General features: G+C 42.1%; 9 protein-coding genes, 3 tRNA genes and 1 pseudogene. 5 read left to right on the forward strand and 8 right to left on the reverse strand.

Going from position 1 to position 14,504, the window contains the following annotated elements:
* Positions 1–49: 49 nt before the first annotated feature.
* Positions 50–1,153, forward strand: a complete 1,104-nt coding sequence (locus AC0T5Z_RS02260) for an HPP family protein (protein WP_291335067.1) — start codon at positions 50–52, stop codon at positions 1,151–1,153.
* Between the two features lie 200 nt (positions 1,154–1,353).
* Here AC0T5Z_RS02260 and AC0T5Z_RS02265 read toward each other — a convergent pair whose 3' ends face one another.
* Complete coding sequence (locus AC0T5Z_RS02265; protein ID WP_291335065.1) at positions 1,354–1,620, reverse strand: PspC domain-containing protein; 267 nt, start codon at positions 1,618–1,620, stop codon at positions 1,354–1,356.
* 312 nt (positions 1,621–1,932) lie between these two features.
* On the opposite strand from AC0T5Z_RS02265, the gene AC0T5Z_RS02270 reads away from it, so the two are divergent.
* Complete coding sequence (locus AC0T5Z_RS02270; protein WP_435336702.1) at positions 1,933–2,502, forward strand: hypothetical protein; 570 nt, start codon at positions 1,933–1,935, stop codon at positions 2,500–2,502.
* 259 nt (positions 2,503–2,761) lie between these two features.
* On the opposite strand, the gene AC0T5Z_RS02275 is transcribed toward AC0T5Z_RS02270, so the two are convergent.
* The 5 genes from AC0T5Z_RS02275 to AC0T5Z_RS02295 all read right to left on the reverse strand — a co-directional run bounded on the left by AC0T5Z_RS02275 (position 2,762) and on the right by AC0T5Z_RS02295 (position 8,769).
* Positions 2,762–2,837: transfer RNA gene (locus AC0T5Z_RS02275), tRNA-Lys, on the reverse strand.
* A 75-nt stretch (positions 2,838–2,912) separates the two neighbouring features.
* Positions 2,913–2,988: transfer RNA gene (locus AC0T5Z_RS02280), tRNA-Lys, on the reverse strand.
* 20 nt (positions 2,989–3,008) lie between these two features.
* Positions 3,009–3,084, reverse strand: a tRNA-Lys gene (locus AC0T5Z_RS02285).
* Positions 3,085–3,279: 195 nt separating this feature from the next.
* Positions 3,280–5,121, reverse strand: a complete 1,842-nt coding sequence (locus AC0T5Z_RS02290; protein WP_435336701.1) for a long-chain-acyl-CoA synthetase — start codon at positions 5,119–5,121, stop codon at positions 3,280–3,282.
* A gap of 243 nt (positions 5,122–5,364) precedes the next feature.
* A complete protein-coding gene (locus tag AC0T5Z_RS02295; RefSeq protein WP_435336700.1) occupies positions 5,365–8,769 on the reverse strand; it encodes an Rne/Rng family ribonuclease in 3,405 nt (1,134 codons plus the stop codon).
* Between the two features lie 770 nt (positions 8,770–9,539).
* On the opposite strand from AC0T5Z_RS02295, the gene AC0T5Z_RS02300 reads away from it, so the two are divergent.
* Positions 9,540–10,502, forward strand: coding sequence for an RluA family pseudouridine synthase (locus tag AC0T5Z_RS02300; RefSeq protein WP_435336699.1), 963 nt, complete (start codon positions 9,540–9,542; stop codon positions 10,500–10,502).
* Between the two features lie 368 nt (positions 10,503–10,870).
* A complete protein-coding gene (locus AC0T5Z_RS02305) occupies positions 10,871–11,539 on the forward strand; it encodes an HAD-IA family hydrolase (RefSeq protein ID WP_291335056.1) in 669 nt (222 codons plus the stop codon).
* Positions 11,540–11,762: 223 nt separating this feature from the next.
* Here the strand turns inward: AC0T5Z_RS02305 and AC0T5Z_RS02310 are convergent, their stop codons facing one another.
* Complete coding sequence (locus tag AC0T5Z_RS02310; protein WP_291335054.1) at positions 11,763–12,440, reverse strand: DUF1345 domain-containing protein; 678 nt, start codon at positions 12,438–12,440, stop codon at positions 11,763–11,765.
* Positions 12,441–12,783: 343 nt separating this feature from the next.
* A complete protein-coding gene (gene hcaR / locus AC0T5Z_RS02315; RefSeq protein WP_435336698.1) occupies positions 12,784–13,686 on the reverse strand; it encodes a DNA-binding transcriptional regulator HcaR in 903 nt (300 codons plus the stop codon).
* 345 nt (positions 13,687–14,031) lie between these two features.
* Between hcaR and AC0T5Z_RS02320 the strand changes: the two are divergent.
* Positions 14,032–14,279, forward strand: a pseudogene (locus AC0T5Z_RS02320) (DMT family transporter); the annotation flags it as partial.
* Positions 14,280–14,504 lie beyond the last annotated feature (225 nt).

The raw sequence follows: 14,504 nt of genomic DNA on the forward strand, positions 1-14,504 counted from the left end.
TTGATTGTCTTATAATCTTGCTCAATTGTCACCACAGGATTGTCTGCCCGTGTTTCATTCGCAACTAGACTGGCTAAATACGCTTAAACCAAATTTCAAAGTTTTGCCTTTGAAAGAAAGGTTGTTGTGTGGGTTGGGAGCGTTGCTAGGTTTAGCACTATCTTCACTGATCAGTTGGTGGGTATTGGGCGATATTAATGCATGGTATATCGCGCCAATGGGCGCATCTTCGGTATTATTGTTTGCTGTGCCTGCCAGTCCTTTGGCGCAGCCGTGGAATATTGTAGTTGGGAACAGCATTGCAGCAATTATGGGCGTGAGCTGTGCTTTATATATTCCAAATTTAACCGAAGCCTTTAGTGTGGCGGTGGCTTTATCTATTTTCTTGATGATGACGACCGATTCGCTGCATCCACCGAGTGGGGCAGTCGCAATTACTGCAGTACTGGGCGGAGAGGCTGTACGTGAATTAGGTTATCATTTTGTTTTTTATCCTGTTTTACTCAATTCTGTGCTACTGATGCTCATTGCAATTGCATTTAACCGCATGATTGGCAAACCGTACCCACAAAAATCACAATTGAATACACGTTCTCAAGACCCGACACCGACCCAAAAAGCCACCATTCAGCCGAAAGATATTCAGGATGTGTTAGATGAACAAACTCAGCTTTTGGATATTAGTGAATACGATCTGCAAAAAATCATTTTAGAAGCGCAGCACAAAGCCAGTGAACGACAAACTCAAACACTGACTTGTGCCGATATTATGAGTAAAGATGTGGTCAGTTTGCATCAAGATGATGATATTCACAGTGCTTTAGAAAAATTCAAACACATGAATTTAATGAGTTTGCCTGTGGTGGATGATGCACATCATTTGGTCGGAACTTTGGCGCTGTATGAAGTGGTGGAATGGTTTAAACACGTGACCGATTTACCTTATCGCTGGCAGCATCAAGTTAAACATATTATGTTACGACAGGTCGTTACGGTACAACCGCAACAAAGTATTCAGGATTTAGTGCCTTATTTTGTTGAGCGTTCTTTTAATTATATTCCTGTGGTCGAGCAACAGCGTTTAGTGGGGATCATTAGCCGTGCCGATATGATTGCAGTATTGAATCAGCAACTTGTTGTAAAGACGAATTGATGGACTCAGATTTTCGATGTGTATTCAAAACACGTCAATTCTGAAAACACCGAAATGCTGTGACATTCTAAAATACATAGCAGGCTGAAAGGCAAAAAAAGCTACGATGCTTGGGGGGAGCAATCGTAGCGAAAAAGAAATTCAAATGTATTTCAATCTGATGATATAAATGCGGTCAGTCAGTAAAATTTCAAGACCGTTTATCGGTCTTGATGAGGATTGATTGTGCGCACAGGTCTTGTGTAGCCCTGAGTATAGTTTGCTTTACTCGACTGGTTTTGTTTAGGAATCACCAACCACAACACTAAATACACCAAAATGCCAGGAAAGGCAGCGCTCATCACTGAAACAATCACAAAAATTAAGCGCAGTAAATTTGCGTTCCAACCAAAACGTTCAGCAATACCACCCATGACCCCAGCAATCATATTTGAGCGGTTTGAGCGATATAAACCAACATTGGTCATTCAACTCTCCTTAAGAGATCTAAAATTCAATATGAATACAGGCTGATGTTAGGCTTGTCGCACATCATTTGTATATAAAATAAAGATGGTGTTGTTGTTAAATTTTTAAAGTATCTAGCCGCAAGCAATTGGTAAAGTTATGTAACTTAAGGTGTTGATTAAAGCAGCATCCCCCTAAAATATTCACTAGAAGTCGGTGGTGGTTTTAGATGATATTTCAACATCAAGGAATGAGTTGAACATAGATTCAACGTTACCTGTAGCTGATTTGAGTACGACTAAAAGCTTCAATTTTTAAGGGAAAGTGTGTCATTGGCTAAACCATATATTTGTGTAGTCTCTGTGCTGAGCGGTATGCTATTACTTGGATGTGATGGATCACAACTTGAGCAAGCTGCAGGGCAAAAATATACAGAACAGGCAGAAACTAAAAGACTAACGGAAGTGGCAGGGCAGGCCACTGCACCCATGCAAACGGTTGCAACAGAATATCATATTCCCGAGAATCATCTGTCTTATGTGGGACGCTATACCACTCAGATCAGCTGTGAAGATAAGTTTGTTATGTGTGAACGCGGAACAGTCGATTATATTCTGACCTTATTGCCTGATGGGACAGCGCATCGTATTTTTGTCAATGCGGGGCAAATCAGTTACGACAATGAAAAAAAATACCGCAAAGATTTATGGTTCTATGATGAAGAAGCGCATCAAATTGTGGTGGCACGCGCTTCTGGGGTGATCTTTTACTATAATATTGATCAAGACCATAATTTAATTATGGATAAAAACAAAATTTCGATTGCGACAGAAAACAACCGTGAATACTTTAAAACCAATCCCTTACCTTCGCAAAATTATCATTTAATCAGAGCAAGTTAATTATTGATTCAACTCAATTCTTAGCCCATTAGTGAGAAACTTTTGGGCTTTTTTTGCATCAAGTTTTTATTCGGGATGTGTGTAAAGCATGATTTATTAATGATGGCAGATCTTCCACAACTGAATTGAGCAAAGTATGGTGGATAAGAGTGTTAGTCAAATAGCGCGAAATGCGGGAATTTTATAATAAAATGAGAAACAGCATGATCCACAGAACAGTACTGTGATGACCGATAATTTAAAGATTTCTTTGAAGGAATGGTGGGTCGTCCGCGATTCGAACGCGGGACCAACGGATTAAAAGTCCGCTGCTCTACCGACTGAGCTAACGACCCAAATGAGTAAAAATGATGATGACCATTTTTATGACGCAAGAGTGTAGTGTACTTTTACGTGATCCTTTCGGAAAATGGTGGGTCGTCCGCGATTCGAACGCGGGACCAACGGATTAAAAGTCCGCTGCTCTACCAGCTGAGCTAACGACCCATCAAGGAATATCAAATAAGTGGTGGGTCGTCCGCGATTCGAACGCGGGACCAACGGATTAAAAGTCCGCTGCTCTACCAGCTGAGCTAACGACCCTGAACCATCATTCAAACTTGGTTTGAATGTGCAGTGCAAGTCAAGCTAAATAGCTTAAAGCACCACTTCGTTTGATGGAGCGTATTGTAGCAAGATATGAAGCGAGCGCAAGTAAAAAATAAAAAAGTTGCCTATGTTTGATTATAAATACAACAAATTTATCGTATCTAATCAAAAAATAGGCAACGTGTTGGCTTAGAAGCGATATTGATACTGTTGAATATTGTTGTAAATTTCTTGGGTTAGCTCGCAATAAGCGGATTGGTTTGGCAATAACACCAGAATTTTTTCATCACACTGTTTTAAATCAAAACCTTGAGTTTTTAGGGTGTTCTTCTGGTATTTAAATGTGCCTGTGGTTTGCATTTGCTTTTGAATGCGTAAAAAAACGGGTACTGCATAAGCTGGCATTGCTTTTTTAAACTGTATTAGCATTTGACGCAAGTCGTGTTCGTCTAACTGGCAGCCTTCGTTTAGGGTTATCGCAGCCATACCTGCGCGGCCATTGGTGTGTGGAATTTCAACCCCATACACGACAGCTTCAGCAATTTTTTCATAGTCACTGACAATATTTTCTACTTCTGTCGTGGATACGTTTTCACCTTTCCAGCGGAAGGTATCACCTAAACGATCAACAAACTGGGCGTGACGGAAGCCAATATTGCGGACTAAATCGCCTGTATTAAAATAGGTATCACCTTGTTTAAACACATTTTGCATCATCACCGCCTTGTTTTTTTCGGGGTCGGTGTAGCCATCAAATGGTGAGCGACGGGTGATTTTTCCAATCAATAAGCCGACTTCGCCTTTTTTGACTTTAATGCAGTTGCCTTTGGCGTCGCGTACAGGCTCATTTTTTTCTTTATCAAATTGAATGACCGCATAAGGTGTAGGCGAAAAACCAACGGTATTGTCAAAATTAAACACGTTGCTAAAACCAACGTTGCCTTCGCTAGACGCATACAGTTCTAGAATTTCTTGAATGCCAAAGCGTGTTTTGAATTTGCTCCAAATATTAGGGCGCATGCCATTGCCAATCATTTTAGTTACGCGATGTCCCTGCTCTAAATCAGAAGCAGGTGCATCTATTAAATATCGGCACAATTCGCCTACATAGCCAATAGCTGAGGCATTAAATTTGTGTACATCTTGCCAGAAACATGAAGTGGAATATTTTCTGCGGATGGCAAAGGTGGCACTGCCTGCAATTACGCCACACCAACACACCACAATACCAGTGGCATGGTACAGCGGCAGGGTACAGTACATCACATCATCTTGGTTTAAACCTAAGACATGACCATAGGTGCCATAAGCCAGCGTCCAGCGGCTATTGGTGAAAATCACTGCTTTAGGCAAGCCTGTGGTACCTGAGGTATAGATATAAAACAGCCCATCTTTGCCCTGTACTGACTGTGTGGTGGCAGGGTTAAAGCTTGGGAATGATGCTATACATTGCGCTAAATTTTGAAAACCTTCGGGAGCAGTGCCAGTATCGGTACGGGTATTTTGATCTGCAAACCAGTACAGACGGTTTTCTGCAAGCTCAAGTTCTTGGCGAATATCGGCAACGGCTTGGCGACATTCTTCACCTACAATGACGGCAATTGGTTTGACTAAATTAATGCTGTGCGCCAAAACTTTGGCGACTTGTGCGGTATTGACCAAAGCCGCGATAACGCCAATTTTTGCCAAGCCAATGACACTGGCAATTAATTCAGGGCGATTTTCCAACATCACCGCAATGACATCACCTTTGCGTGCGCCAATGCTTAAATAGTAATGTGCAATTTGGTTAGCCCATGCGTTTAGCTGCAAATAGCTGTACTGCTGATCTTCAAACATTAATGCACAGCCATGAGGGTTGCGATGCACAGCTTTTTCAAACGCTAGACCTAAGCCTGCAGGCGTGTTGGGTGTGCGTAAATAGGCTTGTTTTAACCCTGTGGTCAGGTGGGGCACTTTAGTCATAAACTGCGGAATTTTTGCCGCAACATCCGTTAAGCCAATTAAATCGCTTTTTGTCATCTGGTTCATAAGAATCCTGTTTTTGTCATCATCCGTTGCATCTGCACTGCATCGCGTCTTATTGTTTTGTAATCCCTTAGCCCTAGTGCAATCAACCTAATTTTTCAGCGTTATACTGGATTTTATAAAATCATGGAGTAAATCTAAATCGCAGCATGACTAAAATTCAGGTCGATGCGCTAAGTTTTACGTTACAAAAAAATCCAGTCATCGAAATGACTGGATTTTTTTATTCCGCTGAAAAAGTCCGAATTACGACTCAGTTGGCGGCGTAGCTTTCTTTGGTGGACGACCACGTGGACGACGTGGGCGTACCACTTTTTCTTTGTCTGCTTTTTCTTGTTCAGATTCAGCTGTTTCGGCTGGATTATCTACAGCCAATTCTGCTTGTACTGGTTCCGCAGCGACTGACCTAGATGCTTCAGCAGTTTCTGCTTCGGTAGGGGCAGTCTGTTGTTCTACTTGCTCAGTTTGAACTGTTACAGCAGGTGCTTCTTCTGGAGTCGTACTGACTTCTGTAGAAGTAGAAACAGCTTCTGCTTCAGCATTTGCAGCAGCAGGCTGTTCAACTTCGGTTGCAGAATTTGCTGCTACAGGGGCTGCTTTGGTTTCAGCTTCTGCATCAGTTTTTTCAACTGCTTGAGCCTGCTTAGCTTGCTCTAACGCTTGTTCAGCGGCCTGCTTTGCTAAACGACGACGCTCACGTGGGTCATTGGCCACCCGTTTGTCTGACACAGGTTTAGGTGGTGTCAGGTCTAGCACAGGTGCAGGCTCAGCTTCAGGAGCAGCTTTGGCAACTTCTACATCACGAGTGACAGGTTTTTTCTCTGCCACAGGTGCAGTGCTAACGAGGCTCGCAGCATACTCGTCAGTGAACTTCTGCAAAGCACGGTTGAACGTTGGAATTAAGCCAAACTGTTCAATCAGAACTGAACAATCTTCACCATAGACGTGGCGAATCAGACTACCAATGCTGTATTGCGCTAAAGTTGGCACCTGTGAAGGTTTTAACTTTGGTGCGGCTGCTTGCTGTGCTTGAGTTTGACGTTGCTGACGACGATGCTGACGCGGGTCATTGCTGGCACGTTTTGCAGGCGCAGTCGGTTGTGCTTGTACTTCCGCAGGTGTAGCTGTTTCTTCTGCAATAACAGGAGTAGCTTCTACCGCAGCAACAGCTTGAGTTGGTTCAGCAACAGTTTCAAGCACAGTTGCTTCTACTGCTGTCACTGGTACAGCCGCAACTGGTGCAGCATTCAATGCCACAATTTCAGTTTGAGCCTGATCGATATTCACCACCAAAGCCGTAGTATTGAACTCTTGACGTGGTGCATCAATTAAGTCCACTTTCGGCTGATTAGAAGCAACTGCGGTAGGTGTTTGCTCATTCAATACGCTTGGGTCGCGGTGACGAATTGGGCGTTCTGGACGAGGCTGGTTACGACGGTCACGACGTGGCACAGCATTTTGCTGCTGCTCATTGTTGTTTTGAGCATCTTGCTGCTGCGGTGCTTGGTCATTGCTATGCTGACGACGAGAGCTGCGTTTATTTTCACGCGCTTCTTGACGTTGCTCCTGACGCGACATCTGAACCACTTCTTCATGCACTGGATGTTGTTGATTGTCGTGCTGAGTTTGCGGCTCACGTTGCTCTTTGTGTTTGTTATTATTGTTGCTGTGACGCGGCTTTTTGTTGTTGTGACGCGGAGCAGGTTTGTCTTCACGTTCAGCAGATTTATCTGCAGAGTCACGCTCAGTTTTTTGTGCTACTGTCGATGGTGCAAGGTACACATTTTGACTGCTTGCAGCAGGGGTCGCAGACGCAGTTGCAATTTGACCAAACTGACCACGACTCACAGCACCGCTATTCACCATTTGCTCAATGGCTGCTGCAGCATTGTTGGCACTACGTGCTTGATCAATGGTGCTGGCTTGCTTTTGAACAAATAGGTTTTCTAACCATGCACAAGGACTTGCAGCAGTTGTTGCTGCCGCAGGCGCAGACTGCTGTTGTGCAGATGTTTTATGTTGCTGTGCTGCTTGTGGTTTTCTTGCAGAGGTTTTTTCTGCCGCAGGTGCAGCAGCGTGGCTGTGCGATTGATCGGCTTCTTCTAAATGCCATTCAGAAGATTCATAACCCAACTCTTTTTCGCTTGAACGAGTTGCTTCAGTACGTTCATAGCTTGTTGGTGCAAAACCTTCAGGATTATACGAAATTTCGTAATGTGGGGTTTCTAAGTGTGGGTGTGGTAATACAGTTACTCGCACATTTGAAGTTTGCTCAAGGTAAACTAGGCTGTGACGTTTTTCATTCAGTAAGAATGCCGCAATTTCAACGGGTACTTCGACTTGAACTTCGCCATGACGTTCACGCAGGGCAATCTCTTCCACTTTACGCATAATAGAAAGTGAAAGAGAGCGTAGGTCACGCACCATGCCTGTGCCATGACAGCGTGGGCAAACGTAGCCAGTCGCTTCTTCAAGCGATGGACGTAAGCGTTGACGGCTCATTTCCATTAAACCAAAACGCGATAATTGACCAAATTGAATACGCGCGCGGTCACTTTGCGTCGCTTCACGAAGTTTGGCTTCAACCATACGTTGGTTGCGGTCTTTGGTCATGTCGATAAAGTCGATGACCACCAAACCACCGATGTCGCGTAAACGTAATTGACGTGCAATTTCTTCGGCAGCTTCAAGGTTGGTATTAAGCGCAGTATCTTCAACATCTTGACCACGGGTAGATTTTGCCGAGTTGATGTCAATTGAAACTAATGCTTCAGTTTGGTCAATAACAATAGAACCGCCTGAAGGCAATTTAACTTCACGCTCATAAGCTGTTTGAATTTGGCTTTCGATACCAAAATGTGCGAATAGCGGCTCATTTAAAGTATAGGTTTTTAGCTTGTCTAACTGACGTGGCATCACGGCTTTTACGAAGTTATAGGCTTCGTTATAAGCTTGTTCTGAGTCAATTAAAATTTCGGCAACATCATCACGCAAGTAGTCACGAATTGCACGTGTGACTACACCTGCTTCTTGGTGTACCAACATTGGCGATGGGCCAGAACTTGCGGTATTTTGAATTTGAGCCCAAAGGTCAAGCAAGTGTTGTAAATCAAGCTGTAATTCTTCTTGTGAACGACCAATACCTGCAGTACGTACAATCACGCTCATGCCGCGTGGTATGTTTAAAGATGCCAGCATTTCTTTGAGTTCTTCACGTACAGAACCTGAAATTTGACGACTGATACCGCCACCTTTCGGGTTGTTTGGCATAAGTACTAAATAACGACCTGCCAAGGAAATGAAGGTAGAGAGCGCAGCACCTTTGTTGCCACGTTCTTCTTTTTCTACCTGCACTAAAAGCTCAGTGCCCTCAGTAATCAATTCACGAATATTGGAAGTTTGGCGAGGATCGGCTTTGAAATAAGAGTTTGCGATTTCACGCATAGACAGGAAGCCTTGGCGACCTGCACCGTATTCAACAAATACGGCTTCTAAAGAAGGCTCTACACGGGTCACATGACCTTTGTAGATATTCGATTTTTTTTGTTCACGGGTACGATTTTCTAAATCAAAATCGTAAAGACGCTGACCAGTGACAAGTGCAACGCGAATTTCTTCGGCATGTGTTGCATTAATCAACATACGTTTCATGGGTGTAACACCTTATAGTGATACACAGCAAAAAATCGCTAGACACGTAGCGAACATCAAGCATCACGGATCAATGGCTCAAATCTGCAATGAATTTCATTGTGCTTTGAGTCTTTTATTCCCAGCGTCTATTTTGATATAGATCAGCTTTGGTTTTGATTCACGTATTGATGATGGCAATACGGCTTTAACCTTTAAACGGATAAAGTCACCTGATCGCTTCACTGGCGGACGAGCGGTGTATTGGATGTGTGTAACTTTCACTGTCACATTGCTCGAAGACTATCTCTTCTTTCATAGATAGAGTGTCTTGATACGGAATTATCATCGTATCTTTACAAATTGTGCAGATCCAATACATCAAACGCTTTAGCCTGAAGTGGTTCTCAGGGTGCGACTAATCTGATGTGTATCAGTTTACGTTTAAAAACCAACTAGAGTTGGCGACATATTTTTTCAGTCAAACTGATTTATGTACCTAAGGTACAATTAAACGCAACAGTTTGCTTTTTTGCCGATATAATAAGCCTTCGGCGTCGGCATAATTCTTTTGGGACCTGCTCGTATGTCGTGGGATGTTGGTTGATTGCTCTATTTCAGAAAAGCCTGAAAAGATTCAACGTTAACCCACTGACGATGGTTTCCGTGCGCTGACTATATCAAACCTTGCATCATCTGCCTATGGGCTAAGCTTATGTTTCTTGTGTAAAGCATAGCCTAAATGATCATTTTTTAATCAATTTTAGTATTTTATTAGGTCTCTTAACTGTATGAATTCTACCCAACAATGGCAAAGTGTCACTTGGTTTGAAGTGGATGAGCATCAAGCGGGTCAACGCATCGATAATTTTTTGTTTAGTCGTTTAAAAGGGGTGCCTAAAAGTCGCATCTATCGTTTGATTCGTGAAGGGCAAGTGCGGGTCAATAAAAAGCGCATTAAAGCAGAAACTAAACTGAATATTGGTGATCAAATTCGTGTGGCGCCTATTCGTTATGAGCAAAAAGATGAATCTGCTGTACCAGTATCTGACAAGGTTACGCAAGGCCTACTGGCACGTGTGATTTATGAAGATGAAGGCTTGATGGTCGTCAATAAGCCATCTGGAATTGCCGTGCATGGGGGCAGTGGTGTAGCTTATGGCCTGATTGAAGGTTTGCGTGCTGCGACAGGAAAAAAATATTTGGAATTAATTCACCGTATTGACCGTGATACTTCAGGCTTGGTGATGATTTCTAAAAAACGCAGTACCTTAAAAACCCTGCAAGATTTATTGCGCGAACATAAAATCCAAAAAACTTATGCTGCCATTGTCAAAGGGCAGGTGAGTTTGGATAAGCAATTGATTGATGCGCCGTTACATCGTTATGAATTGGCGAATGGCGAACGTCGTGTACGTGTATCTAAAGAAGGCAAAGCGTCTAAAACCCAGTGGAATGTGGCAGAGCGTTTTATGCATGCTAGCTTGGTATATGCTTCTCCGTTGTCAGGACGTACCCATCAAATTCGTGTGCATGGTTTAAGTATTGGGCATCCGTTAGTAGGTGATGATAAATACGGCCATCAAACTGAATATCGTGGCCCTGCGCCACGTCGTTTGTGCTTACATGCCATGCGTTTGGAAATTCCAGGCTATCCTGTGATTGAAGCGCCTTTACCTGAAGATATGCAGAGTTTGGTGGCGCAGCTTCGAGCGCAAAAGGCGGATAAGCAGACAGCGACACCTGAATTTTGATTTTTGTAACTCTCTATTGTGTGGTAATAGTTCCCTTCTTTTTAAAGATGAGGAATATTGTTTTGCAAGAAAGAAATTAGGTTTTCAGGGGTAATTGACAGCCATAGTTTAACGTTTTTAATTTAAATTTTGGGTGTGTAGGCTATCCCTTCCTTTTCAAAGATGATGGGAAGCACCGCTTCGCAAGACAAAAATCTTTTGTTTTGCTGATGGAACATCCTTGTGCCTCAGAGAAACGGCGACATTCATGTCGCCCTTCGCGTATCGAATATTTGTTGTGATATATGTGCTGATTCTTGGTCGTTTATCCTTTTGAGTTAAGGTCAAGCGAAGGAATTTTAAAGCCGAATCAAATTTAGGAACTTGATATGAACAAACCTATAGAACTCATCATTTTTGATTGGGATGGCACTTTATTTAATTCCGTCGGTCAAATTGTGGCAAGTTTGCAGTTCGCAGCACAACAATTTCAGCAACCCCTGACCGATGCCGCGGCCAAAAGTATTATTGGTTTGGGTCTGCCTGAAGTGGCACAGCGTTTATTTCCTGAAGTGCCAGAGCTGCATCAAGCGATTTTGCAGTGCTATTCAGAACACTATGTAGAACACTCAAAAACCGATGCTTGGTTTGAGGGTGTGGCAGATATGCTAGATGAGTTGTCAGATTTGGGATTGAAACTGGCAGTGGCAACAGGCAAAAGCCGTAAAGGTTTAGATCGTGTGTTGGCACAAACCCAAAGTCAGGATTTGTTTGTAGCGACACGTGCTGCGAGTGAAACCAAATCTAAACCTGATCCTTTAATGCTGCAGGAAATTTTGAATAGTACCAATGTGCCAGTCGGGCAAGCGATTATGGTAGGCGACACTTCCTTCGATTTAGAAATGGCACAAAACATTTCCATGCCGCGTGTGGGCGTGAGTTATGGTGTGCACAGTGTAGAAGTCTTGCAACGTTATCAGCCTTTAACCATTGCGCCTGATGTACCGAGTTTGCATGATTTTTTAGTGCAGCAATATCGTTTACGTCAGGCGGGTTAAATCCAGTAAAAACAATTTAGAAGAATTTTAACTTCCTAAGCCCCTTAAAATATTGTGTCACACGCCGATGCACACAGTTTCAGCCAATGTAGTCACTAGTTACAGGTTGAAAAAGCGGAAGAATTTAACACTGTGATTAAAAAAAACTTAACTGCACGTGGTGTAAACTAAGCGCAGTGAGGTAAAAAGGATGGCAAATTGCCATCCTTTTTATGTATCTCATTTAGTGCTGAATAAAGCTCGCGACCAAGTTAATGCAAATCGCCAAAATAGTGGTATTAAAGCTATAAGCCAAAATAATATGTAGCGTGTTAAGTACCCGCATGGGTTGTGAGCTAATCGAAACATCGGCAGTTTGTGCTGATGTACCAATGACATAGCTGAAATATAAAAAGTCAGGGTAGGTCGGGTGTGACGTCTTGGGAAAATCCAACCCGCCTTCTTGATGTTGTTGCAGTGCTAAATAATAGTCATGCGCATAGTGAATCGCAAAAATGGTATGCATAAAAAACCAAGCACATAAAATGGTGGTAATGGATAAAATAAAATGTCCCATGCGCACAAACTCACTTTGTGCAAACAAATTCATCTCGACAATAATCGCAATAAAACACATCACTAAGGTTAAAAATACCAAGAATAAAATCAGCCATTTGCTGGCATCTTGTTGTTGGGCCCGTTGTAAAATATGCACATGATCGCTGTGCCACAAATTCCGCATGATTAAAACCAAATAGCAGGAAATTGCGATATTCCAGCTAATCAATAAACAGCTAGACCATGTCCATGCAGTGAGGGTCTGAAAAATAGCATACAGCACAATGGTAATCACAAAACTGATAAAGAAATAAGGACGATATTGAATCCCTGTTTTCATTCTGCTGAAGGGTGTTTTTATCATTCTTGATCCTTTTTGGATGGCCAATCTAAAGGTGTTATTTCTAAAGGTGTTATTGGCTGTTATCATCAGCCTAATTTTAGAAAATAGCGATGTTGTGGCTATTTTAACTAATTAGACTTAAGTTATAGTTTGCAGCAAATGTGGTAGCGAAGCGAAGAAAAATAAGACTGCAAAAGGGGAATGTTTGAGTGCAAGAATCGGCACTAGCTCAGAAAAAGATTAAAAAATAAGTTTAGACTTAAGTCTAAAGATGTGTTTTCGCATCTAGAATGCACAAAAAGTGCTCGCTACATCAAGCAGCAAGCACTTTTGAAAGATTGAATCAATGGGATTGGTTTTAGAATTATTGTTCGCGGTTGATGTCCAAATAGAACATACGCGTAAGCAGTTCCATAAATTTATGTACTGCAGCGGAATGGCTGTTTTTGCAGTAGCTGATGTATAAATCTAAGTGTGGAAGTTCTACATCAAGTGGGCGGATCACGGTATTCTCCATGGTCAGCGAGGCAACATAGCTCGGTAAAATGGTGCAGCCTAAGCCTATACTAATCGAGTTGATATTAAATAAAATGTTGTCAGCTTTTTGCACAATGTTTAGTTCAATGTTGTGCTGTTTGGCAAAATCGACAATCAGGTGATGCAAGTTATATGAAGCTTCTGCCGAAGGAATAATAAAATCAATGCCATTCAAAGCTTTGATAGGAATGCGTTCGTATTTTGCCAATGGATGATCTTTGGGCAAAATAAAAATCAGCGGTTCACGCAGCACAAATTGGCTTTCAATTTCATCACTGTTGATATTGTGGCGGCTAAAGGTGATGTCGAGTTCACCTTTTTTAATCATTTTCATTTGCTCAGTGTTGTTTAAACTCAACAATTCAATTTTTAAATCAGGGTTTTGCACGCGCAGATGCGGCAGGATATACGGGAAGATTTTCATCTCCGCGACAGGAACAAAGCCAATACGCAGCCTATGCTGTTTGGCTTGCGACACCTGACGTGCCATAGCAACGGCTTTGTCGGCTTGCGCCAAAGTCAGTCGCGCCTGTTCTAAAAATACAGCACCTTCTTCGGTTAGCTCGACTTTACGTTTGGTACGGTTGAGTAGCTTAACACCTACATCTTCTTCTAAATCTTTAATTTGCTGACTCAGCGAAGGTTGAGCGGTATAAAGCTTAAGCGCCGCTTTACTGAAGTTGAGCTCTTCAGCCACAGTAATGAAGTAGCGAAGGTGACGTAATTCCATACAGTCATTCCAAGGATTAATTCAAAATATGTCTTACTATAGAATAATAAAAGTATAATCTATAAACAACTATTTGATAAAAATTATTGTTTTATACGCTAATTAAATATGACTTTATCATTATGCAACGATTTGAGTGCAAAATATAATATTGGATTAATCTATAAAAACTATTAATTGAAGGAAAGATATTTCACTAAACGTGCCTAAAGAACCATTATCCATCAAAAGTTGAGTCTATTTACTTTGTGCCGTTGTTGGTTACAGGAGAGATTTTCATGAGTGGAAAATTAATGTGCGCGAAATCGATGCTTTGGTCGATGCACAAAATGGACGTATCACGCCATCTATGGCGCACAGCTATTTATTTACTTGGCCGTCAATTATCTAAGCTTAGGTTTAATGGCGCTGATTTTGGTGTTTCTCCTTTAATTGCGGGCTTAATTGGTCATGTGATTTTACGCACGCAAAAATTGATAGTCTTGCAATGGATGGTATGGCAATTGCGATTGCAGAACTCAATTTTTGTCTTTGCCTACTCTGCTGACAGTAAAGTGAACTCTTGGGGTGTGGTGATGTTTGGGATTGTGATGTATTTCTGAAAAGAATGGTGCGAACAATATTTTGCTAAATGCGAAGCCCGCATTGCTATAGCCGCATTTAGGTTTTCTAAAGCTTCGCTGGGATGAGATGTAAATTTCCGATGTTTAGTCTGCTGTGGATACGACATTTTTCTCAAAACAACAAAAACATAAAGGAAATTGCCTGCTTGATTTCGCTACTATGCGTGATAGAGTCAACACATGAACCAAAGCTGT

This window comes from Acinetobacter pengchengensis (assembly GCF_982235305.1).

Bases quoted from the DNA above. Each gene is read 5' to 3' on its own strand.
- AC0T5Z_RS02265 (WP_291335065.1), bottom strand. From the start codon at position 1,620: ATGACCAATGTTGGTTTATATCGCTCAAACCGCTCAAATATGATTGCT.
- AC0T5Z_RS02290 (WP_435336701.1), bottom strand. From the start codon at position 5,121: ATGAACCAGATGACAAAAAGCGATTTAATTGGCTTAACGGATGTTGCG.
- AC0T5Z_RS02295 (WP_435336700.1), bottom strand. From the start codon at position 8,769: ATGAAACGTATGTTGATTAATGCAACACATGCCGAAGAAATTCGCGTT.
- AC0T5Z_RS02300 (WP_435336699.1), top strand. From the start codon at position 9,540: ATGAATTCTACCCAACAATGGCAAAGTGTCACTTGGTTTGAAGTGGAT.
- AC0T5Z_RS02305 (WP_291335056.1), top strand. From the start codon at position 10,871: ATGAACAAACCTATAGAACTCATCATTTTTGATTGGGATGGCACTTTA.
- AC0T5Z_RS02310 (WP_291335054.1), bottom strand. From the start codon at position 12,440: ATGATAAAAACACCCTTCAGCAGAATGAAAACAGGGATTCAATATCGT.
- hcaR (WP_435336698.1), bottom strand. From the start codon at position 13,686: ATGGAATTACGTCACCTTCGCTACTTCATTACTGTGGCTGAAGAGCTC.